The following is a 21710-nucleotide window of genomic DNA, read 5'->3' as shown; positions in this document are numbered from 1 at the left end:
GTCAGCTTCGCAGACGCGCTTTTTGCTCTACTTTCTATCAGACAATCTGTGTGAGCACTTCACAAGTACACTTCAATGGTAAGGAGGTGATCCAACCGCAGGTTCCCCTACGGTTACCTTGTTACGACTTCACCCCAGTCATGAATCACAAAGTGGTAAGCGCCCTCCCGAAGGTTAAGCTACCTACTTCTTTTGCAACCCACTCCCATGGTGTGACGGGCGGTGTGTACAAGGCCCGGGAACGTATTCACCGTAGCATTCTGATCTACGATTACTAGCGATTCCGACTTCATGGAGTCGAGTTGCAGACTCCAATCCGGACTACGACGTACTTTATGAGTTCCGCTTGCTCTCGCGAGGTCGCTTCTCTTTGTATACGCCATTGTAGCACGTGTGTAGCCCTACTCGTAAGGGCCATGATGACTTGACGTCATCCCCACCTTCCTCCGGTTTATCACCGGCAGTCTCCTTTGAGTTCCCGACCGAATCGCTGGCAACAAAGGATAAGGGTTGCGCTCGTTGCGGGACTTAACCCAACATTTCACAACACGAGCTGACGACAGCCATGCAGCACCTGTCTCAGAGTTCCCGAAGGCACTAAAGCATCTCTGCTAAATTCTCTGGATGTCAAGAGTAGGTAAGGTTCTTCGCGTTGCATCGAATTAAACCACATGCTCCACCGCTTGTGCGGGCCCCCGTCAATTCATTTGAGTTTTAACCTTGCGGCCGTACTCCCCAGGCGGTCGATTTAACGCGTTAGCTCCGGAAGCCACTCCTCAAGGGAACAACCTCCAAATCGACATCGTTTACAGCGTGGACTACCAGGGTATCTAATCCTGTTTGCTCCCCACGCTTTCGCACCTGAGCGTCAGTCTTTGTCCAGGGGGCCGCCTTCGCCACCGGTATTCCTCCACATCTCTACGCATTTCACCGCTACACATGGAATTCTACCCCCCTCTACAAGACTCTAGCTGACCAGTCTTAGATGCCATTCCCAGGTTAAGCCCGGGGATTTCACATCTAACTTAATCAACCGCCTGCGTGCGCTTTACGCCCAGTAATTCCGATTAACGCTTGCACCCTCCGTATTACCGCGGCTGCTGGCACGGAGTTAGCCGGTGCTTCTTCTGTTGGTAACGTCAATCGCTGATGATATTAGCATCAACGCCTTCCTCCCAACTGAAAGTACTTTACAACCCTAAGGCCTTCTTCATACACGCGGCATGGCTGCATCAGGCTTGCGCCCATTGTGCAATATTCCCCACTGCTGCCTCCCGTAGGAGTCTGGGCCGTGTCTCAGTCCCAGTGTGGCTGATCATCCTCTCAGACCAGCTAGGGATCGTCGCCTTGGTGAGCCATTACCTCACCAACTAGCTAATCCCATATGGGTTCATCCGATAGCGCAAGGACCGAAGTTCCCCTGCTTTGCTCCTAAGAGATTATGCGGTATTAGCTACCGTTTCCAGTAGTTATCCCCCTCTATCGGGCAGATCCCCATACATTACTCACCCGTCCGCCGCTCGTCAGCGAGAAGCAAGCTTCCCCTGTTACCGCTCGACTTGCATGTGTTAGGCCTGCCGCCAGCGTTCAATCTGAGCCATGATCAAACTCTTCAATTAAAAAGCTTGATGCTCAAAGAATGTTACTGTCGTTTGATTTCCGAAGAAACCAAATTACCTATTAGTTCATATATATGAATTAACGTGTTAGTCACTCTTCAAGACTTAAAATCAAATATTTTTTTGATAGTGTCCTGTGAGTGCCCACACAGATTGTCTGATAAATTGTTAAAGAGCGGTGCGACATTTCTTTAGAAATTCGACTCAGTTTTTATCAACTTAGGTCGTTGTCGCGAGGTGGCGTATATTACGCTTTCCTCATTGAGAGTCAAGTATTTTTTTACTTAATCTTTTCAGATTCTCTCGCTGCCGGTTCAGTGTCCATCGCGCTTTGCGTTGGCTTGTTCCCGGTCAGTGGATGCGCATTATAGGGAGTCGCAGAAATCCTGCAACCCTTTTTTTAAGATTTTTTACGGTTTTTAGTTCAACTGCTGCATTCCACAGCAAAACCCCTATTTATACCTACTTACACACAGATTTATCCACAGACTGAAAAAATAGTGAAAATAGTTCGCGCATTACGCAAACGTTTGCGCTACAATTAGCGCGAAAATTCGGCATTGATTTTATTTTGATGCTCTGAAATTGTTAGTGACTTATATATAGATATTGCTTCTTTATCCAAATCCAAGGGATCTATCTCATGCAACAGCTTCGTCCTATTCGCCGTGCCCTGCTTAGTGTGTCTGATAAAACAGGGGTTGTTGAATTCGCTAAGGCGCTTTCTCACCGTGGTGTTGAACTGCTTTCTACCGGTGGAACCGCTAAATTACTAGCAGAGCAAGGCCTTAAGGTCACTGAAGTTTCAGATTACACAGGTTTTCCTGAAATGATGGATGGTCGCGTTAAGACTCTGCACCCGAAAGTTCACGGTGGGATCTTAGGTCGTCGCGGTAAAGATGATGCCATCATGCAGCAGCATGACATTGCACCTATTGATATGGTGGTTGTGAACCTTTATCCATTTGCTCAAACCGTCGCAAAACCAAATTGCACATTAGAAGACGCCGTTGAGAATATTGATATTGGCGGTCCAACCATGGTTCGCTCCGCAGCGAAGAACCATAAAGACGTGGCTATCGTGGTTAACAGTAATGACTATGACAAAATCATCGAAGAGATGGATAACCACGAAAATTCCCTGAATTGGTCAACACGCTTTGACTTAGCTATCAAAGCATTCGAGCACACAGCAGCTTATGACAGCATGATTGCCAACTACTTTGGCGAACTGGTTGCCCCATATCATGGTGATACTACTCAGCCATCAGGTCGTTTCCCTCGTACCCTGAATTTAAACTTCATTAAGAAGCAAGATATGCGCTATGGAGAAAACAGCCATCAAGACGCGGCTTTCTATATAGAAGAAAATCCAAAAGAAGCGTCGATTGCCACTGCGAACCAAATTCAAGGTAAAGCACTTTCTTATAATAATATCGCAGACACCGATGCAGCTCTGGAATGTGTAAAATCCTTTGATGAGCCAGCTTGTGTTATTGTTAAGCATGCTAACCCTTGTGGTGTTGCCATTGGTGACAATATCCATGCCGCTTATGATAAAGCATTCAAGACTGACCCAACCTCTGCATTCGGTGGCATCATTGCTTTTAACCGTCAATTAGATAAAGCCACCGCAGAAGCCATCATTGAACGCCAATTTGTTGAAGTGATCATTGCCCCTTCTATTGCTGAAGACGCGTTACCTTCTTTATCTACCAAGCAAAACGTGCGTGTTCTGGTATGTGGTGAGTGGAGCAAACCTGTTGCAGGTTTAGATTTCAAACGCGTGAATGGAGGTTTACTGGTTCAAGATCGTGACTTAGGTATGGTCGAAGCGGAAGATTTACGCGTCGTAACCACACGCCAACCTACGGAACGTGAGTTAAAAGATGCGCTGTTCTGCTGGAAAGTGGCGAAATTCGTGAAATCAAACGCGATTGTTTATTCGAAGAACGACATGACCATCGGTATTGGTGCAGGACAAATGAGCCGCGTGTACTCTGCTAAGATTGCGGGGATCAAAGCTGCTGATGAAGGTTTAGAAGTTGCTGGTTGTGCAATGGCATCCGATGCATTCTTCCCATTCCGTGATGGCATCGATGCTGCTGCTTCTGTAGGTGTTACTTGCGTTATTCAACCAGGTGGATCTATTCGTGATGATGAAGTGATTGCCGCTGCCAATGAACATGGCATCGCAATGATCTTTACTAACATGCGTCACTTCCGTCACTAATTGCTAGGGGTTTCTATGAATATACTGATTATTGGTGGTGGCGGTCGCGAGCACGCTTTAGCATGGAAAGCCGCACAATCTCCATTAGCAGATAAAGTGTATGTTGCGCCGGGTAACGCGGGTACTGCACTGGAACCTGCACTGGAAAATGTCGATATCTCAGCAACTGACATTGATGGCTTACTGCAATTTGCCAAAGACAAACAAATCGGTCTAACCATCGTAGGCCCAGAAGCACCATTAGTTATCGGTGTGGTCGATGCATTCAAACAAGCTGGTTTAACCATTTTTGGACCAACTCAAGGTGCTGCGCAGTTAGAAGGCTCGAAAGCGTTCACCAAAGATTTCTTAGCGCGTCACAATATTCCGACCGCAGCTTATGAAAACTTTACTGAAATTGAGCCTGCTTTGGCTTATTTAGATAAAGTTGGCGCACCTATCGTTATCAAGGCTGATGGTTTGGCTGCGGGTAAAGGCGTGATTGTGGCAATGACGCTGCAAGAAGCCAAAGATGCCGTCCATGATATGCTGGCTGGCAATGCATTCGGTGATGCAGGTCATCGTATCGTTATCGAAGAGTTCCTTGATGGCGAAGAAGCGAGTTTCATCGTCATGGTGGATGGTGAGAATGTCATTCCGATGGCAACTAGCCAAGATCATAAACGTGTTGGCGATGGTGATACTGGGTTAAACACTGGCGGTATGGGTGCATATTCACCTGCGCCAGTGGTGACAGATACGGTTCATCAACGTGTCATGGAGCAAGTCATTTATCCAACCGTTAAAGGGATGGATCAAGAAGGGAACCGTTATCAAGGTTTCTTATATGCAGGTTTGATGATTGATAAAGCGGGTAACCCGAAAGTCATCGAATTTAACTGCCGTTTTGGCGATCCAGAAACTCAGCCAATTATGATGCGCTTACAATCTGATTTAGTCGCTCTGTGTTTAGCGGGTGCTAAAGGCGAACTCGCAGGTAAAGATTCTCTGTGGGATGAACGTCCAGCGCTCGGCGTCGTGATTGCGGCAGGGGGATATCCGGGTGATTATCGTAATGGCGATATAATTTCAGGTCTACCAACGTCAGAAGCCGCTGATAGCAAAGTGTTCCACGCAGGTACCAAGCTCAACCAAGCAGGCGAAGTCGTCACTGCCGGTGGTCGCGTTCTGTGTGTCACTGCATTAGGTAACGACATCGCAAAAGCTCAAGCTAAAGCATACGAAGTTGCCAAAACCATCAATTGGTCCGACAGCTTCTATCGCAACGATATCGGCTACCGCGCTATCGCCCGCATTAAGTAATAGAAACAAATAATCCCAAAGCTGATAAGAGGAAACTTTTATCAGCTTTTTGCTTTTCTGTTTCTTGTTTTTGCCTTTGACCTTCACCCAGCCAATAGCTCTAAGTCTTTCGAATCACAGCAAAGCTGCAAGAGAGAGAATCTCTAGGAGCATACATAAGTATGTGACTAGGGTGAACGAACGTAGCAATACAGCTGTGGTTCGAAAGACGACGAGCGGTTACTTATGCCCAGGAGCATAGATAACTACTATGTGACTGGGTTAAGTCACCGAAGCCAACAACGCTAGGATTTGAAAGACGACGAGCGGTGACCTACAAAGAATCTTTACTAGGTTGCCAATTGCAGAAATTAGTATCCGCCACCATCAAAAGCTGAGTGCCCTCTGGTGACTCCAACCACGCCAAATTCAGCTCTTTCGTCCAGACTTTGGCTCTATCATCTAGCCATTTCTGTGCATACGGTTCGAAAGTAACATCGCGCTTTTCACCATCACAAGTGGTGATTTTACCTTGCTTCCAATACCCTTGATGTAGTTCTACACCACCCACTATCAACGCGGTATTGATATTCAGGATACGGTCAGCTTCAAAGCGCCAGCGGTTAATTTCATCAGAGGAAAGCGGGGTTTTGATATTATTTTGCGCGCGCTGCATAAACACAATTTCATTATCTTTACTAAAGCGCAGTTGTTCCGTGATGTTGTTATCCCCTTGATTGAGGACTTGGCTGCGGATCTGCCACAATTTACCATCACGATATTCGAAGAAATTGACGGAGGTGTCGGTTCTTTTATAGGGGCTATACACCACCATTAAGACCAACGGCTGACTCTTCGCATCATTCAGTCTCCACATTCGGATTACGCCTTCATCGGCAATAAATCCGCTGGCACTAAACTCAGGGAGTCGAGGCGAATTAGAAGAACAGGCGCTTAGTATTGAGACTGCTCCCAACACCAGCAACCTTTGGCGAATAAACAAAAGGGGTAACTTCATACCCCCTCTGATAATTCTCGTAGACAATGTACTTATTTTACAGCGTCTTTCAGTGCTTTACCGGCAGAGAATGCTGGTACAGTTGTTGCAGGAATTTGGATTTCTGCTTTAGTTTGTGGGTTACGACCGGTACGAGCTGCACGGTGGCTAACTTTAAAAGTACCGAAACCGACCAGTTGTACTGCTTCGCCGCTTTTCAGAGAATCTGAAATTGCGCTCAGAGTTGCTTCTAAAGCTGCTTTAGCTTGAGTTTTAGTCAGATCTGCTGATTCTGCGATAGCATCAACTAATTCAGTCTTGTTCATAAATTATCCTTACACAGTGTGTTTATCGTTTGCAAAGCATCGAGTGCGTCGGATATGCCAGATAGACAGCCCCTGATACACGCCCCCGATAGCCACTTCTTCTCGCCCCTAAATGTAGAACAGAGTAGGGGTAAATGTGAAGTCTTAGTACACAGCATTACTGCTTTAAGTCACGTTTTCGCACTTAAAAGTGCAAAATTTACGCGACAGTAATGCCGATATTGCTGACACCCGCTTCGCGGAGGTCAGATTTTAATCCTTTAATTAACTCTAAGTCTCGTTCTTCGCAAGCGGCTAATAAGCGGAAAATGTCCCATTGAATGTCCCACTCTTCTTCCACAGCAGGCACCACTTTTAGCTCTTCATCGGTCATTTCACGCCCTGCTTGAGTCATTTCAAGCATAGCAACAGTACGAATCGATGCTTCACTGACTAAGATTGCGTGCTCAAGGGTTTCACCACTCAGTTTTGCATGAATGAGTTCACCTAAAGCAATACAAGCGTCGATAGCGGGATAAACACCGTACATATCGAAGTCATCGGCGACTGGAATAATTTCTTCTAGCTTCTCTAACTGATTGTCGAAATTGACTTTGCTATCTTTGATAACCAAGGTTTCCCAAACTAAATCAAGGATGGCACGATAAACCTTCGCATCAGCAAATTCAGTTTGCTGGCAAAACATTTGATAATTAGGATACATTCTCTCGCACAGGGATGCCATGAAGGTCATATGCTGCCAGCTTTCTAGTTTCTCTAACCTCAAATGAATAGGATTTCTTAACATAATTTCTGACTCATCAATCTCAATACTTCGCAGTTTACCTGAAAATCTGCCAATGCCACATATTTTGCTGATAATTAGCCAATTTTCTCATTCATTCGCTTAAAAAATGTGCGATTCGAAGCGATTCCATCAGCAAAACGGGTCGGTTCTGGCAATCTATACCCCTGAATACACCGTCTTACCCACTCTAGCGAGGAAATAAAACTGACTTTGTGACCCGGAGAAAGATATAAAGGATTACAGCGTTTCTTACTGCGATAAACCCATCCTAATTGCTCTTGAGCCACTTTCAACATTTCGACACTTTCAGGTTCAGCATTGAGTTCAACATCATCACCACATAAACGGCTTTTTGCTACCCCTATCGTTGCGACATCGGCCAATAATCCGAAATGGCAAGCCACACCAAAACGCCGTGGATGAGCAATACCTTGACCATCCACCAGCACTAAGTCGGGCTTTTGTTGGATTTTTTCCCACGCAGCCATTAACCCTGGGACTTCACGAAACGAGAGCAACCCGGGTATATAGGGTAACTGAGTTGGGATCCGTGCTATTTGATACTCCACCAATTGCAGCTCAGGCCATGAAAGCACCACAATCACCGCGCGAGTTACGGTGCCGTCTTGCTCAAAACCGACATCCGCACCACCAATAAAACGCGGTGGAACAAACTCATCATTCAGAATGACTTGTTGAGCTAGCTCTACCTGCTGTTGTCGCAACTGCTGAGTATCAATTGCCATCACGGAACCATTATTAATAAGGATTAATCATAGATGATAATGATGTACTTACAAGATCCTGTAAATACACTACACATTGAGAGGTTCAAATCGAGATAAAACACCAAGTTCTACCTCGATTATGCCTTGGCGGCTACTGATGATATTGACGAGAGAAACGGTGAACCGCGTCCACAAACGCACCCGCATGTTCAGGCGCCACATCTTGATGAATACCATGACCTAAATTGAAGACATGCCCTTCACCTTGACCAAAGCCTGCTAAAATGTGCTGCACTTCTTGTTCAATACGCGCAGGTGGTGCATATAACATTGAAGGATCCATATTGCCTTGCAGCGCAACTTTGTCACCAACGCGACGACGAGCATCCGCAATTTCGGTAGTCCAATCCAAACCTAGCGCATCACAGCCTGTTGCCGCCATCTCTTCTAACCACTGCCCACCACCTTTGGTAAACAGGGTCACAGGCACACGACGACCGTCATTTTCACGAATTAAGCCATCGACAATTTTGTGCATGTAGCGCAAGGAGAATTCCAGGTAATCACGCTTAGTCAGCACGCCGCCCCACGTATCGAAAATCATCAGGGATTGAGCACCAGCACGCACTTGAGCATTCAGATACAAAATCACGCTATCTGCTAGTTTATCTAGTAGCAAATGCAGCGTATTCGGATCTTCATACATCATTTTTTTGATTTTAGTGAACGCTTTGCTGCTACCACCTTCAACCATATAGGTCGCTAATGTCCACGGGCTACCCGAGAAACCAATCAGTGGTACATCACCATTTAAGGCTTTACGGATGGCACGAACTGCGTCCATCACGTAGCCCAGTTCCATTTCTGGATCGGGAATTGGGATATTTTTAACATCGGCAGCGCTTGCTACTGGTCTTTCAAAACGAGGACCTTCTCCCGTTTCAAAATAAAGACCCAGCCCCATTGCATCGGGGATGGTCAGAATATCAGAGAATAAAATTGCGGCGTCTAATGGAAAACGACGAAGTGGCTGTAACGTGACTTCGCACGCTAACTCAGTATTTTTGCATAAAGCAATAAAATCACCAGCTTCTGCGCGGGTCGCTTTGTATTCTGGTAGGTAACGCCCGGCTTGACGCATCATCCATACTGGGGTCACATCTACAGGCTGACGTAGCAACGCACGTAGATAGCGGTCATTTTTCAACTCAGTCATTATTTACTCCATTATTATTGTGGCCGCCGCAAATGGCTAAGGCGCCATATTATACCAGCAAAGGGAAACAATATCAGCGCCAGCGCAATTAGTGGTTATCTTCATCAAATTGACGACATAGCACCACACTATCTTCAATTAATCGCCGGGCAATCGTATCTCCTGGTGGGATCAGCGGCAGATCATTATAGTGATACCAGTTAGCGCTCACTAACTCTTTAGGATCCACTTGAATGTCCCCACTATCATAATCCGCTAAAAAGCCCATCATCAGCGAGTGTGGGAATGGCCAAGGCTGGGAAGAGACATAACGAATATTCCGCACTTTTATATGGCTCTCTTCCATCACTTCGCGAGCCACCGCCTCTTCTAAGGTTTCCCCCACTTCCACAAACCCTGCCAGCACCGTGAACAGCGGATTTTGTGAATGGCGACGGTGTTGTGCCAGCAAAATATGATCATCGCGGCGAATACCAACGATAATACATGGGGCAATTTGTGGATAATAACGTTCATGGCAGTGGTCGCACAAACACGCCCATTCCGTTGAACTATGGCGCATCGCCGTTCCGCAATAACCACAGTAACGATGCGAGCGATAAAATTCCGCGAGTTGCACACCCCGTCCAGCTAAACGAAACAGCCCTTCATCTTGGGAAGCGACCACGCGAGGGGAAGCCATATCTGATGGCATTTTTTCAGCGATCAGCCAGACAATTTCTCCTTGCCACTCACCTATGGGAGTGGCTAGTTTCCCCGTTAATCCAAATTGCTGTGCAGCACCTTTAGGTACATCACCTTGGGGCAGCCACAACCGCCCCGCAAAGCAGACAAACCACCAGCCGCTTTCGGTTCCTGCTAATGTGTGTTTATTCATTCTGTTTCTCTATGTCAGCACGCTGAGTTGCGGTTAAAGATACGCTTGTTTTATAGATTGTCATACAACCGTTTGATTCGTCACTACCCTTTCATTATTTTGACACTTTTTAGACATTTAAACGTCACAGCATCTAAAAAGTGTCACACAACTGTCAATTCATTGTCATCTCGAATAATTAGCATGCCAACTAACCAATACGGCGACTCTTATAGAGAGAAACAAGATGAAAGCTATCGTACCTGCAATTTTACTGTCACTCAGCGCTTCTCAAATGGCATTTGCGGCTGACAGCGATTTAACCCAACTTATCGAAGCTGCAAAGAAAGAAGGCCAAGTTTATAGCGTCGGAATGCCTGATACATGGGCAAACTGGAAAGGCACATGGCAGGATTTATCGACAGAATACGGTTTAAAGCATCAAGATACGGACATGAGCTCTGCGCAGGAAATTGCAAAGTTTGCTGCTGAAAAAAATAACGCCACCGCAGATATCGGTGATGTCGGCGCGTCTTTCGGCCCTGTTGCTGTGCAAAAAGGCGTGACTCAGCCGTACAAACCGACCACTTGGTCACAAGTGCCTGATTGGGCAAAAGATAAAGATGGCCACTGGGCATTAGCTTACACCGGCACTATTGCGTTTATGATCAATAAAGACTTAGTTAAAGACGCACCAAAGAGCTGGGATGATTTACTTAAAGGAAAATATAAAGTCACCGTTGGGGATGTGGGCATTGCCGCACAAGCCAACAACGCCGTACTGGCTGCCGCTTTTGCCCGTGGTGGTGATGAAAATAACCTGAAGCCTGCCATTGAATTCTTTGGCGAATTAGCAAAACAGAAGCGTTTATCCGTCAATGACCCAACCGTTGCCAACATCGAAAAAGGCGAAGTGGAAGTGGGCATTTTATGGGACTTCAACGCACTGAACTACCGTGACCAAATCAACCGCGACCGCTTTATCGTGGTGATCCCATCCGATGGCAGCGTTATCTCTGGCTACACCACCATCATCAATAAATTTGCTAAAAACCCAAATGCCGCGAAATTAGCTCGCGAGTTTATCTTCAGTGATAAAGGACAAATCAACCTTGCAGAAGGCTATGCGCGCCCAATTCGTGCTCAATACCTGACACTGCCTGCGGATATCCAAGCCAAATTACTGCCAGATGAGCAATACAAAAATGTTCACCCGATTAAAGATGCGCAAGGCTGGGAAAAGTCATCACGCAACTTACCGAAAATGTGGCAGCAGCAAGTATTAATTCACCAGCAATAATCGCAATTAGGAATCAACAGTCTGATGTCTGAAAAAGTCATACTTGTTGTTCTCGACGGTTTAAGTTATTCAGTAGCCCATCAATGTATGGGCTATCTCAATGGTCTTATCAAAGCCGATAGAGCAACACTTTATAAAATGGAGTGTGAGCTCCCATCCATGTCTCGCCCGCTGTACGAATGCATTTTGACGGGCATTCCTCCGGTTCAAAGTGGCATCGTCAACAACGATGTTGTGCGACTTTCTCACTTCGATAGCATCTTTTCATTGGCTCACCAAGCCGGAAAAACGACAGCGGCAGCAGCCTATTATTGGGTCAGTGAGCTGTATAATCGCGCGCCATTTGAGGCGAATCGTGACCGATTTACCCATGATAAGCAGCTGCCTATTCAGCATGGTTGCTTCTACCAAGCAGACCACTACCCTGATGACCACCTGTTTATGGATGCGGAATATCTACGCACCCAGCACGACCCCGATTTTTTGCTGATCCACCCAATGAATATCGATGATGCGGGGCACAAGTTTGGTTTTGATTCGTCCCAATATCGCAATGCGGCTCGTAAAGCAGACATTTATTTATCCCATTACTTACCGATGTGGATAGAGCAAGGCTACCAAATCATCATCACCAGCGACCACGGGATGAATAACGACCGTAGCCACGGTGGTATTTTACCGGAAGAGTGTACGGTTCCGCTGTTGACTATTGGCAGCGCATTCTCTCATCGCCCAGACGTTCCGATGGAACAAACAGCGATTTGTGGCACAGTTTGCCAACTACTGGGTGTGCCATTCTCAAACAAAACTGTCTGTGATGATTTACTGGCAGGAGGTCGCTAATGGCGGATATCCCTGCCAACGACCAGTCCCGTCAACAAGAGGGAGGCTTAACCATGTTTAACAAGCCCAATGTGCGTTTTCACTGGCGCGCCGCACTGTTAATCGTGCCGTTTATTGTGCTGTTTTGCCTATTTCAAATCGCCCCGATGATTTGGGTACTCTTCAACAGTTTTGTCTACGAAGAAGCCTGGTCTTTTGAAAATTACGTTGAAATTTTCTCCAATGATTTCTACCTACAAGCATTCCAAAATACCCTATGGCTATCGCTGATTTGTAGCGTTGTGGGTTTGCTGATCGCCTGCGTAACGGCATTTTCTATCTATAAGATGCAAGGCAAAGTGCGCAATTTCATGATTTCGTTTACCACCATGGCGAGCAACTTCAGCGGCGTACCGTTAGCCTTCGCGTTTATTATTATCTTAGGTTTTAACGGAGCCATTACCCTGCAACTTAAAGCGTGGGGATGGATTGATGATTTTAATATCTACAGCGCCAGCGGCTTGATGCTGCTGTATATCTACTTCCAAATCCCACTCGGTATTTTACTGCTTTACCCTGCATTCGATGCACTCAAACCTGAGTGGGAAGATGCCGCAAAAACTATGGGAGCCAGCAAGTTAACCTATTGGCTGAAAGTGGGTATTCCGGTCATTTCTCCTGCACTATTAGGCACATTTATTATCTTAGTTGCCAATGCCGTTGGCGCTTATGCCAGTACTTACGCACTCACCAGTGGTAACTACAACTTAGTGACTATCCGCATTGCCAGCCTTGTCTCTGGCGACCTGTTCTTAGAGCCAAATATGGCAGCCGCGCTATCCGTTGTTCTGATTGCGATCCTCGGGTTTATCACCGCCATTCACCACTGGTTATTAAAGCGGAGCTACCATGCTAAATCCTAATATTCGTAGCCCAAAAGCACCGAGTTTACTGTTTCATAAAATGGTTCTTGGTACCGTTGCCGCCATTCTTGCGCTGCCTATTATCGCCACCTTTATTTACTCCATTTCGAGCTCATGGGGTGCGACGATTATGCCTGATGCGCTCTCGATCAAATGGTATTTGCAACTGTGGCAAGATCCGCGCTTTTTGATGGCATTTGGACGATCACTCTTGATCTGCTTTGGCACATTGCTGATCAGCGTGCTCGTGATTTTACCCATGACTTTTGCCGTTTTTTACCGCTTTCCAAAGCTCAAAGGATTGATGGATTTACTGATTATTCTCCCTTTTGCGATCCCACCCGTGGTCTCTTCAGTCGGTTTACTGCAAATCTTTGCGGATGAGCCATTCATGTTGGTCGGTACCCCGTGGATCTTAATTGGCACCTACTTCACCATTACATTGCCATTTATGTACCGCGCACTGGCGAATAGCTTTCAAGGGATCAATCTGCATGACTTAATGGACGCTGCTCACTTACTCGGTGCCAGCACCTTTAAAGCCTTTTTAATGATAGTTCTGCCAAATATCCGTAAAGGGTTATTGGTTTCTTTACTGATTTCCTTCTCATTCTTAATGGGGGAGTTCGTATTCGCCAATATCTTAGTGGGAACCCGCTTCGAAACCTTGCAGATCTATCTGTTTAATATGCGCCAAACTAGCGGACACTTTACCTCTGCGCTAGTGATGTCTTACTTCCTATTTACGTTGCTGCTGACTTGGCTAGCAACGCGCTTGAATCGTGCGGGAGATGAACGATGAGCTACGTCATTGCCGAAAACCTAACAAAATCCTTTGGTCAGAACCAAGTATTCTCCGATATCCAGTTTACGATTGAACAAGGGGAATTTATTACGCTATTGGGGCCAAGTGGCTGCGGAAAATCCACGTTACTACGTTGTATCGCGGGACTTGAACAGCCCGATAGCGGGGAGCTGTATATCAACCGCCAGAATATCACTCAGCAGCCAGCTCAACAGCGCGGCGTGGGCATGGTGTTTCAAAGCTACGCTCTATTCCCAAATATGACCGTGGCTGAAAACATCGCGTTTGGGTTGAAAATGCGTAAGATGCCCGCCGCTGAGCGAGATAAAGCCGTGGCAGAAGTCATTGATATGGTGGAATTACAAGGCAAAGAGAATCAATATCCGCACCAGCTTTCGGGTGGTCAGCGCCAACGTGTCGCCCTTGCCCGCGCATTGGTTATGAAGCCGCAAATTTTACTCCTCGATGAACCGTTATCCGCCCTTGATGCCCGTATTCGTAAGCACTTACGCCAGCAGATTCGTGAAATCCAGCGAGAGCTGAAGCTCACCACCATTTTCGTCACCCACGACCAAGACGAAGCGATGATTATGTCTGACCGCATCTTCTTAATGAATAAAGGCTCGATTATCCAAAGCGATACCGCGGAAAATATCTATACTCAGCCTGCCACTGAATTTGTGGCTCGATTTATGGGGCATTACAATTTGGTGGATGCTGAAAAAGCCAATGGGATGCTGGGCGTCAATTTACAAGGCACCCTCGCCATTCGCCCTGAGTCCATTTATGTTCGCGAAGTCGGGCGCCAATATGGCAGCCATATTTCCGCCCCTGTAGATGCCGTGATCCTTGACCACCAGCTTTTAGGGAATATTATTCGCTATAGCGTGAACACGCCTGCGGGGGATATGACCGTAGACTTGCTCAACCGCTCATCCGAGCGTTTATTTGAGCCGGGCACACGCCTTGAGTTAATGTTTAATAAAAATGAAATTCGAGCTTTAAGTTAATCAACGACGAGCTAGTCAACGAAAGGAACCCCATGCAAAGCCTATCTACACCAACCAAATTAGCGATTTTTGATCTCGATGACACCCTAATCCGTGGTGATAGCAGCGTACTTTGGACGCAATATTTGTGGGATAAGAAAATCATTACCGACCCACGTTTTGTCGAAGCCGATAAAGAGATGATGGCGCAATACAACGCGGGCAATTTGGATATGGTGACTTACTTAAAGTTTAGTTTGCAGACCCTTGCTGGCATCAAGACAGAGCAAGTCGATGAGTGGTTAGATGATTTTGTGGATACCATTATCATTCCGCGCATTTACCCTAGCGCATTAAGCACCGTCGCCTCATATCGATCTCAAGGGATCCCGATCATTGTGATCTCCGCAACGGTTACCTTTATCGTGAAGAAGGTAGCGGATCGCCTTGGCGCCGATGTTACGATGGGCATTGATATTAAGCGTTCAAATGGCTGCTACACTACCGAAGTTGACGGTATCCCGACCTTTAAAGAGGGTAAAGTTAAGCGTTTAACTCAGTGGATTTCCCACCAGCCCATCACCGATGCGTATATTTATTTCTACACCGATTCCGCCAATGACCTACCAATGTGTCATTTCGCCGATGAGACATTTATCGTCAACGGCGACTCGCGCCTTCTCCAAGCCGCCAATGAAAACCACTGGCCGCAATATTCGTGGAGTTTGTAAAACCCTATTTAACCAACCTAGTTTTAATTTTTAACTCTTAATTTTTAGGTTTTGGATTTTTACCCAATACACTGATTTCCCGTAAATTATTCGAGTGAGAAGAAGGCGGCAAGCGAGGATATCCCTAGGAGCATACACAAGTATGTGACTAGGGTAGCCGAGAGAAGCCAACGCACTTATCGCTTGAAGAATGACGGGGAAACTTTATACTGAATGCTCTTGTCGGAGTGCCTAGTATGCATATGCATCAGGCTGAGACCGTTAATTCGGGATCCGCGGAACCTGATCGGGTTAATACCCGCGAAGGGAACAAGAGTAATCATTCAGCGCAATTTTCGCTTATTTATTTGGCGAAAAACTAGCCGCAACGCCTTACCATTACTCCTCCGAACTCCAGACAAGCAACTTTCTTTCGATAAACCCGCTATTGGCGCTTTACGCCGTATAGCCTGTGACGATGTCAGGAAATTGCTATGTCCAATAATGCTAATAATTCAGTTATACCGAGTACCGATATTTCCCCTAAAGCTGCGCCAGCACGCTCTCGAAAAGAACAGCGTGATGCCGCAGAAGACTTTATCAATACCATTTCCGGTGTTTCATTCCCAAACTCTGAACGTATCTACCTGCAAGGCTCGCGGGATGACATCCAAGTTCCCATGCGCGAAATCCAGCTCTCCCCAACGCTTATCGGCGGAGACAAAGATAATCCCAAATTTGAAGATAACGAGGCAGTCCCTGTCTATGACACTTCAGGCCCTTACGGCGACCCTGCCTCTGAACTCAATGTTCACAAAGGATTGAAGAAAATACGCGCTCCGTGGATCAGTGAACGTGCGGATACTATTGCCGTCGAAAATCTCAGCTCCGACTTTACCCAGCAGCGCTTAGCCGATGCGGGCTTAGATCACTTACGTTTTAATCACCGCCCTGCACCACTGAAAGCGCAAGCAGGCAAATGCGTCACTCAGTTGCATTATGCTCGCCAAGGCATTGTGACTCCTGAAATGGAATTTATCGCCATCCGTGAAAATATGGGTCGTGAACGCATTCGCAGTGAAGTGTTAAGGCAGCAACATCCGGGGCAAAGCTTTGGTGCTATTTTGCCAGAAAATATTACGCCGGAATTTGTACGCCAAGAAGTGGCGGCAGGTCGCGCTATCATCCCTGCCAATATTAACCATCCAGAATCTGAGCCGATGATTATCGGGCGCAATTTCTTAGTGAAAGTGAATGCCAATATCGGTAACTCCTCCGTGACTTCATCCATCGAAGAAGAGGTAGAAAAACTGATTTGGTCTACTCGCTGGGGTGCAGATACGGTGATGGATTTATCCACGGGTCGCTATATTCACGAAACCCGCGAATGGATTTTACGTAATAGCCCAGTGCCAATTGGTACCGTGCCTATCTACCAAGCGCTCGAAAAAGTGAACGGTGTTGCTGAAAACCTCACGTGGGAAATGTTCCGCGATACCCTGCTAGAGCAAGCCGAGCAAGGGGTAGATTACTTCACTATCCATGCTGGCGTTTTACTGCGCTATGTACCAATGACGGCGAAGCGCCTGACCGGCATAGTCTCCCGTGGAGGCTCTATCATGGCGAAATGGTGTTTATCCCACCATCAAGAAAACTTCCTGTATGAGCATTTCCGTGAAATTTGCGAAATTTGTGCCGCTTATGATGTATCGCTGTCGCTTGGAGATGGGTTACGTCCGGGTTCTGTGCAAGATGCCAACGATGAAGCCCAATTCTCAGAGCTGCATACCTTAGGCGAGCTGACCAAAATTGCATGGGAATACGATGTGCAGGTGATGATTGAAGGACCGGGACATGTGCCGATGCAGATGATCCGCCGCAATATGACCGAAGAGCTAGAGCACTGCCACGAAGCCCCATTCTATACGTTAGGCCCCCTAACCACCGATATCGCACCAGGCTATGACCACTTCACTTCCGGTATTGGCGCAGCAATGATCGGCTGGTTTGGTTGTGCGATGCTGTGCTACGTGACGCCAAAAGAGCACCTTGGTTTACCGAACAAAGAAGACGTCAAACAGGGGCTGATTACCTACAAGATTGCTGCCCACGCCGCTGATCTCGCGAAAGGTCATCCGGGTGCGCAAATTCGTGATAATGCCATGTCCAAAGCGCGTTTTGAGTTCCGTTGGGAAGACCAGTTTAACCTCGCCCTAGACCCTGAAACCGCGCGTAAATATCACGATGAAACCTTGCCGCAAGCGTCAGGGAAAATCGCCCACTTCTGCTCTATGTGTGGACCAAAATTCTGCTCTATGAAGATTTCCCAAGAAGTTCGTGACTATGCTGCACAAAAAGAAGCGGGCATGGAGCAGATGTCGGAAGCTTTCCGCGCTCACGGTAGCGAACTCTATCATGGGGCTGAGATTGCTGAGGTCGTAAGTGATGAACAAAACGCTTAATCTCCCGAATAGTCCATTTCCACCGACTGAGCACTGCCTCGGTCTGTACCCGGTTGTGGATTCTGTTGAATGGATTGAACGCCTGCTAAATGCAGGTGTTTCCACCTTGCAATTGCGCATCAAAGATAAGCAAGACCACCAAGTCCGTGAACAGATCCAGCAGGCAATCTCTCTTGGCAAGCAGCATAACGCCCGATTATTTATTAATGACTATTGGCGTTTAGCCATAGAGCTGGGTGCCTATGGCGTACACTTAGGGCAAGAAGATCTGGAAACTACCGATCTAGTAGCGATTCACCAAGCGGGGCTACGGCTGGGGATCTCCACCCACGATCCTGATGAAGTCGAGATTGCCAAAACCGTGCGTCCGTCTTATATCGCACTGGGGCATATCTTTCCAACCCAAACCAAGCAGATGCCTTCCTCTCCGCAAGGTTTAGAAGCGTTAAAACAGATGGTTGAGGAGACGCCAGACTATCCGACAGTGGCAATAGGCGGGATATCCATTGAACGCGTGCCTGCCGTGCTCGCCACTGGCGTTGGCAGTGTAGCGGTTGTCAGTGCCATCACCCAAGCCGATGACTGGCAAAGTGCAACGCGAACATTGCTGGATCTGGTTGAACCAACCTCTCGCTTAAAGGAAAACGACCATGCTCAATGATCTCGAATTTATGCGTTATAGCCGCCAATTGCTGCTTGAGGATGTCAGCCCTGAAGGGCAACAAAAACTCAAACAAAGCAAGGTACTGATTGTCGGTTTAGGTGGACTAGGCTCCCCTGCAAGTTTGTATCTCGCGGGGGCGGGTGTCGGCGAATTATGGATAGCGGATCATGATGACCTGCATGTGTCTAACTTGCAGCGCCAAGTGCTGTATGACACGCAGGATATTAACCAGTCGAAAGCGCAGCTGGCCGCAGCACGTTTAAAGCAGCTTAATCCCCATACTAAGACGCTCATTTTCCAACAAAAGCTTGATGCGGACAGTTTGCTTCCCTTAGTGGAACAGGTGGATTTGGTGCTGGATTGCTGTGACAACATGGCCACTCGCCATGCGGTCAATGCCGCGTGCGTCATTAGCAATACCCCGCTCGTCAGCGGCAGTGCCGTTGGTTTTGGTGGACAATTGATGGTTCTGGAGCCTCCTTTTCAATCGGGCTGCTACGCCTGTTTGTATCCCGACCAAGAAGAACCACAACGTAACTGCCGCACGGCGGGGGTTTTAGGTCCGGTAGTAGGAGTTATTGGGACGTTACAAGCATTAGAAGCCATCAAATTGCTGGTGGGGTTACCGTCCCCGTTAAGTGGAAAACTACGCCTGTTTGATGGAAAGCAGCAGCAATGGAATACCTTGCAGCTGACCCGTTCAAAACAGTGCCCTGTCTGCCGAGAGGTCACATGCATATCATAATCAATGACCAGCCGATGGAGGTTGAACCGCCCATTACCGTCCACCAGCTATTAACGCAACTCGGGCAAAGTACATCCGGCTCAGCACTGGCTATCAACCAAGTCATCATTCCTAAAAGCCAGTGGGAAAGTCATTTTTTGAATGAACAAGACAACATTCTGCTGTTTCAAGCTATCGCAGGGGGTTAATGATGTTAAAAATTGCTGATGTCACTTTTCAATCACGTTTATTTACCGGAACAGGCAAATTTGCCAATCCAACATTAATGCAGCAAGCCATCCAAGCATCGGGCAGCCAGCTGGTGACCATGGCGATGAAACGCGTTAATTTACGTGGGCAAGATGATGGTATTTTACAGCCACTTCAAGAGTTGGGAGTTAAATTGCTTCCCAATACTTCCGGCGCCAAGAATGCCCAAGAAGCGATTTTTGCTGCGCGTCTCGCTCGTGAAGCCCTCGGTACTCATTGGGTAAAACTCGAAATCCATCCCGATGTCCGTTACTTATTGCCAGACCCTATCGAAACGTTACTCGCAGCAGAGCAACTGGTTAAAGAAGGATTTGTGGTGTTGCCTTATTGCAGCGCGGATCCCGTGCTATGTAAGCGACTGGAAGAAGTGGGCTGCGCTGCCGTGATGCCTCTGGGCGCGCCGATTGGTACCAATAAAGGCTTAGTGACTAAGGAGATGCTGCAAATCATCATCGAACAGGCTAATGTACCAGTAGTGGTGGATGCAGGAATTGGCGCACCTAGCCATGCCGCCGAAGCTATTGAGATGGGCGCCGATGCGGTGCTAGTCAATACCGCCATTGCCGTGGCTAAACAGCCCATATTAATGGCACAAGCCTTTAAAATGGCGGTCGAAGCTGCACAACTCGCTCGTCAAAGTGGACTTGCGGCACCCAAACAGAGAGCGGAGGCATCTAGCCCTCTGACTCAATTTTTGGAGGCGCTGCAATGATTGAAAGCTTTCGGGAGCGTTGGGAACAGTTAGATTGGGATAACCTCACATTACAGATCAATAGCAAAACCGCCTCGGATGTAGAGCAAGCGTTGCAGAGTGATACATTGACCCTCGATGACTTTATGGCGCTGCTTTCCCCTGCGGCGCGGCATTACATCGAGCCGATGGCACAAAAGGCGCAGCGCCTAACGCGTCAACGCTTCGGCCATACTGTTGGGTTTTATGTTCCTCTGTACCTTTCCAACTTATGTGCCAATGACTGTACCTATTGCGGGTTTTCGATGAGCAACCGCATTAAGCGCAAAACCCTCGACGAGACCGAAATTGTCCGTGAATGTGAAACCATCCGCCAAATCGGTTTTGACAGTTTGCTCTTGGTAACGGGTGAACATCAAACCAAAGTCGGAATGGACTATTTTCGTCGCCATATCCCGGTGATCCGCTCCTATTTCAGTTCCCTTATGATGGAGGTTCAGCCTTTATCAACTGAAGAGTACCGCGAGCTGAAAACCTTAGGATTAGATGGCGTGATGGTATACCAAGAAACCTACCATGAGCCGACTTATCAACTTCATCATTTAAAAGGCAAAAAACAGGATTTTCATTGGCGATTAGCAACGCCAGAGCGCCTTGGTCAAGCAGGTGTTGATAAAATTGGATTGGGGGCATTAATCGGGCTTTCCAGTAGCTGGCGAACGGATTGTTACATGGTGGCAGAGCATCTTCTGTATATGCAGCAACACTATTGGCAAAGCCGCTATTCTATATCATTTCCACGCTTGCGCCCTTGCGCGGGAGGAATCGAACCCGCCTCGCTGATGGGGGATGCGGAGCTGGTTCAGTTAATCTGTGCATTTCGCTTGCTTGCCCCAACGGTAGAATTGTCGCTATCCACCCGAGAATCCCCTTATTTTCGGGACCATGTGGTACCACTGGCGATTAACAGCGTCAGTGCTGGCTCTAAAACCCAACCAGGAGGCTATGCGGATTCGAAAACCGAGTTAGAGCAGTTCTCGCCCCACGATAACCGCAGTGCAGCACAAGTCGCACATGCCTTAGTACAAGCCGGTCTACAACCTGTTTGGAAAGATTGGGATGGCTACTTAGGACGTTAATGGCTCATTTTTCAATGGGAAATATTGAAGAGAATATTTCCCATTAAATGGAACTAAGAATATACGACGTTTAATTTTTAAATAATAATATTAATCTGATCACAAAAACTAAAAGAATACGTCATCAATCAGGCTGAATTAAAATATTAATAATATTTAAAAAATATT

General features: G+C 47.1%; 20 protein-coding genes, 1 rRNA gene and 1 riboswitch. Of the genes, 14 read left to right on the top strand and 7 right to left on the bottom strand.

The features are described from left to right. Nucleotides 1-79: 79 nt before the first annotated feature. Nucleotides 80-1619 (bottom strand): 16S ribosomal RNA (locus HFU86_RS02540). A gap of 643 nt (nucleotides 1620-2262) precedes the next feature. Between HFU86_RS02540 and purH the strand changes: the two genes are divergently transcribed. Continuing rightward, nucleotides 2263-3852 (top strand): bifunctional phosphoribosylaminoimidazolecarboxamide formyltransferase/IMP cyclohydrolase, encoded by a 1590-nt coding sequence (purH, locus tag HFU86_RS02535; RefSeq protein WP_036953559.1) that lies wholly within the window; start codon nucleotides 2263-2265, stop codon nucleotides 3850-3852. 15 nt (nucleotides 3853-3867) lie between these two features. Then, nucleotides 3868-5154 (top strand): phosphoribosylamine--glycine ligase, encoded by a 1287-nt coding sequence (gene purD, locus HFU86_RS02530; protein WP_187128662.1) that lies wholly within the window; start codon nucleotides 3868-3870, stop codon nucleotides 5152-5154. A gap of 313 nt (nucleotides 5155-5467) precedes the next feature. Here purD and HFU86_RS02525 read toward each other — a convergent pair whose 3' ends face one another. From HFU86_RS02525 to nudC, 6 genes are all read right to left on the bottom strand, one after another. Next, nucleotides 5468-6151, bottom strand: a complete 684-nt coding sequence (locus HFU86_RS02525) for a DUF1481 domain-containing protein (RefSeq protein ID WP_080675654.1) — start codon at nucleotides 6149-6151, stop codon at nucleotides 5468-5470. 32 nt (nucleotides 6152-6183) lie between these two features. Continuing rightward, the gene (locus HFU86_RS02520) at nucleotides 6184-6456 is read right to left on the bottom strand and encodes an HU family DNA-binding protein (RefSeq protein WP_006657071.1); all 273 of its coding nucleotides are present in this window, start codon (nucleotides 6454-6456) and stop codon (nucleotides 6184-6186) included. A 199-nt stretch (nucleotides 6457-6655) separates the two neighbouring features. Further along, complete coding sequence (locus HFU86_RS02515) at nucleotides 6656-7243, bottom strand: YjaG family protein (RefSeq protein ID WP_036953566.1); 588 nt, start codon at nucleotides 7241-7243, stop codon at nucleotides 6656-6658. Between the two features lie 74 nt (nucleotides 7244-7317). Beyond that, a complete protein-coding gene (nfi, locus tag HFU86_RS02510) occupies nucleotides 7318-7989 on the bottom strand; it encodes a deoxyribonuclease V (protein ID WP_187128661.1) in 672 nt (223 codons plus the stop codon). Between the two features lie 133 nt (nucleotides 7990-8122). Continuing rightward, a complete protein-coding gene (hemE, locus tag HFU86_RS02505; protein ID WP_036953572.1) occupies nucleotides 8123-9187 on the bottom strand; it encodes a uroporphyrinogen decarboxylase in 1065 nt (354 codons plus the stop codon). 88 nt (nucleotides 9188-9275) lie between these two features. Then, nucleotides 9276-10064 (bottom strand): NAD(+) diphosphatase, encoded by a 789-nt coding sequence (gene nudC, locus HFU86_RS02500; RefSeq protein WP_036953575.1) that lies wholly within the window; start codon nucleotides 10062-10064, stop codon nucleotides 9276-9278. Nucleotides 10065-10290: 226 nt separating this feature from the next. Here nudC and HFU86_RS02495 point away from each other — a divergent pair, with 226 nt between their 5' ends. From HFU86_RS02495 to thiH, 12 genes are all read left to right on the top strand, one after another. Beyond that, nucleotides 10291-11343: an ABC transporter substrate-binding protein gene (locus tag HFU86_RS02495; protein WP_132497221.1), complete on the top strand. Its 1053-nt coding sequence runs from the start codon at nucleotides 10291-10293 to the stop codon at nucleotides 11341-11343. A 24-nt stretch (nucleotides 11344-11367) separates the two neighbouring features. Continuing rightward, nucleotides 11368-12186: an alkaline phosphatase family protein gene (locus HFU86_RS02490; protein WP_036953581.1), complete on the top strand. Its 819-nt coding sequence runs from the start codon at nucleotides 11368-11370 to the stop codon at nucleotides 12184-12186. Then, a complete protein-coding gene (locus tag HFU86_RS02485) occupies nucleotides 12186-13088 on the top strand; it encodes an ABC transporter permease (protein WP_132497219.1) in 903 nt (300 codons plus the stop codon). The genes HFU86_RS02490 and HFU86_RS02485 overlap by 1 nt, the downstream gene beginning before the upstream one ends. After that, the gene (locus HFU86_RS02480; RefSeq protein WP_132497218.1) at nucleotides 13075-13890 is read left to right on the top strand and encodes an ABC transporter permease; all 816 of its coding nucleotides are present in this window, start codon (nucleotides 13075-13077) and stop codon (nucleotides 13888-13890) included. The genes HFU86_RS02485 and HFU86_RS02480 overlap by 14 nt, the downstream gene beginning before the upstream one ends. After that, complete coding sequence (locus HFU86_RS02475; protein ID WP_132497217.1) at nucleotides 13887-14903, top strand: ABC transporter ATP-binding protein; 1017 nt, start codon at nucleotides 13887-13889, stop codon at nucleotides 14901-14903. The genes HFU86_RS02480 and HFU86_RS02475 overlap by 4 nt, the downstream gene beginning before the upstream one ends. Before the next feature lie 32 nt (nucleotides 14904-14935). Beyond that, nucleotides 14936-15613, top strand: coding sequence for an HAD family hydrolase (locus HFU86_RS02470; protein ID WP_187128660.1), 678 nt, complete (start codon nucleotides 14936-14938; stop codon nucleotides 15611-15613). Between the two features lie 213 nt (nucleotides 15614-15826). Continuing rightward, nucleotides 15827-15939: riboswitch (TPP riboswitch) on the top strand. A 147-nt stretch (nucleotides 15940-16086) separates the two neighbouring features. Next, nucleotides 16087-18054 carry a phosphomethylpyrimidine synthase ThiC gene (gene thiC / locus HFU86_RS02465; protein WP_132497215.1) on the top strand — a complete coding sequence of 656 codons (1968 nt, stop codon included), beginning with the start codon at nucleotides 16087-16089 and terminating at the stop codon, nucleotides 18052-18054. Next, nucleotides 18038-18715: a thiamine phosphate synthase gene (gene thiE, locus HFU86_RS02460; protein ID WP_132497214.1), complete on the top strand. Its 678-nt coding sequence runs from the start codon at nucleotides 18038-18040 to the stop codon at nucleotides 18713-18715. The genes thiC and thiE overlap by 17 nt, the downstream gene beginning before the upstream one ends. Then, nucleotides 18705-19463: a HesA/MoeB/ThiF family protein gene (locus HFU86_RS02455; RefSeq protein ID WP_187128659.1), complete on the top strand. Its 759-nt coding sequence runs from the start codon at nucleotides 18705-18707 to the stop codon at nucleotides 19461-19463. Before thiE ends, HFU86_RS02455 begins: the two co-directional genes overlap by 11 nt. Further along, complete coding sequence (gene thiS / locus HFU86_RS02450) at nucleotides 19451-19651, top strand: sulfur carrier protein ThiS (RefSeq protein WP_108479688.1); 201 nt, start codon at nucleotides 19451-19453, stop codon at nucleotides 19649-19651. Before HFU86_RS02455 ends, thiS begins: the two co-directional genes overlap by 13 nt. 2 nt (nucleotides 19652-19653) lie before the next feature. Then, nucleotides 19654-20424 carry a thiazole synthase gene (locus tag HFU86_RS02445; protein ID WP_036953610.1) on the top strand — a complete coding sequence of 257 codons (771 nt, stop codon included), beginning with the start codon at nucleotides 19654-19656 and terminating at the stop codon, nucleotides 20422-20424. Next, on the top strand, nucleotides 20421-21542 hold the full coding sequence (gene thiH, locus HFU86_RS02440) for a 2-iminoacetate synthase ThiH (RefSeq protein ID WP_187128658.1): 1122 nt from the start codon (nucleotides 20421-20423) through the stop codon (nucleotides 21540-21542). Before HFU86_RS02445 ends, thiH begins: the two co-directional genes overlap by 4 nt. Nucleotides 21543-21710 lie beyond the last annotated feature (168 nt).

Source organism: Providencia sp. JUb39 (genome assembly GCF_012272845.1).
GTDB classification, from domain to species: domain Bacteria; phylum Pseudomonadota; class Gammaproteobacteria; order Enterobacterales; family Enterobacteriaceae; genus Providencia; species Providencia lanzhouensis.
This window is presented reverse-complemented; position numbering and strand designations above follow the sequence as displayed.

Excerpts from the sequence above, each read along its gene's own strand:
- purH (WP_036953559.1), top strand. The coding sequence starts at position 2,263 with ATGCAACAGCTTCGTCCTATTCGCCGTGCCCTGCTTAGTGTGTCTGAT.
- purD (WP_187128662.1), top strand. The coding sequence starts at position 3,868 with ATGAATATACTGATTATTGGTGGTGGCGGTCGCGAGCACGCTTTAGCA.
- HFU86_RS02525 (WP_080675654.1), bottom strand. The coding sequence starts at position 6,151 with ATGAAGTTACCCCTTTTGTTTATTCGCCAAAGGTTGCTGGTGTTGGGA.
- HFU86_RS02520 (WP_006657071.1), bottom strand. The coding sequence starts at position 6,456 with ATGAACAAGACTGAATTAGTTGATGCTATCGCAGAATCAGCAGATCTG.
- HFU86_RS02515 (WP_036953566.1), bottom strand. The coding sequence starts at position 7,243 with ATGTTAAGAAATCCTATTCATTTGAGGTTAGAGAAACTAGAAAGCTGG.
- nfi (WP_187128661.1), bottom strand. The coding sequence starts at position 7,989 with ATGGCAATTGATACTCAGCAGTTGCGACAACAGCAGGTAGAGCTAGCT.
- hemE (WP_036953572.1), bottom strand. The coding sequence starts at position 9,187 with ATGACTGAGTTGAAAAATGACCGCTATCTACGTGCGTTGCTACGTCAG.
- nudC (WP_036953575.1), bottom strand. The coding sequence starts at position 10,064 with ATGAATAAACACACATTAGCAGGAACCGAAAGCGGCTGGTGGTTTGTC.
- HFU86_RS02495 (WP_132497221.1), top strand. The coding sequence starts at position 10,291 with ATGAAAGCTATCGTACCTGCAATTTTACTGTCACTCAGCGCTTCTCAA.
- HFU86_RS02490 (WP_036953581.1), top strand. The coding sequence starts at position 11,368 with ATGTCTGAAAAAGTCATACTTGTTGTTCTCGACGGTTTAAGTTATTCA.
- HFU86_RS02485 (WP_132497219.1), top strand. The coding sequence starts at position 12,186 with ATGGCGGATATCCCTGCCAACGACCAGTCCCGTCAACAAGAGGGAGGC.
- HFU86_RS02480 (WP_132497218.1), top strand. The coding sequence starts at position 13,075 with ATGCTAAATCCTAATATTCGTAGCCCAAAAGCACCGAGTTTACTGTTT.
- HFU86_RS02475 (WP_132497217.1), top strand. The coding sequence starts at position 13,887 with ATGAGCTACGTCATTGCCGAAAACCTAACAAAATCCTTTGGTCAGAAC.
- HFU86_RS02470 (WP_187128660.1), top strand. The coding sequence starts at position 14,936 with ATGCAAAGCCTATCTACACCAACCAAATTAGCGATTTTTGATCTCGAT.
- thiC (WP_132497215.1), top strand. The coding sequence starts at position 16,087 with ATGTCCAATAATGCTAATAATTCAGTTATACCGAGTACCGATATTTCC.
- thiE (WP_132497214.1), top strand. The coding sequence starts at position 18,038 with ATGAACAAAACGCTTAATCTCCCGAATAGTCCATTTCCACCGACTGAG.
- HFU86_RS02455 (WP_187128659.1), top strand. The coding sequence starts at position 18,705 with ATGCTCAATGATCTCGAATTTATGCGTTATAGCCGCCAATTGCTGCTT.
- thiS (WP_108479688.1), top strand. The coding sequence starts at position 19,451 with ATGCATATCATAATCAATGACCAGCCGATGGAGGTTGAACCGCCCATT.
- HFU86_RS02445 (WP_036953610.1), top strand. The coding sequence starts at position 19,654 with ATGTTAAAAATTGCTGATGTCACTTTTCAATCACGTTTATTTACCGGA.
- thiH (WP_187128658.1), top strand. The coding sequence starts at position 20,421 with ATGATTGAAAGCTTTCGGGAGCGTTGGGAACAGTTAGATTGGGATAAC.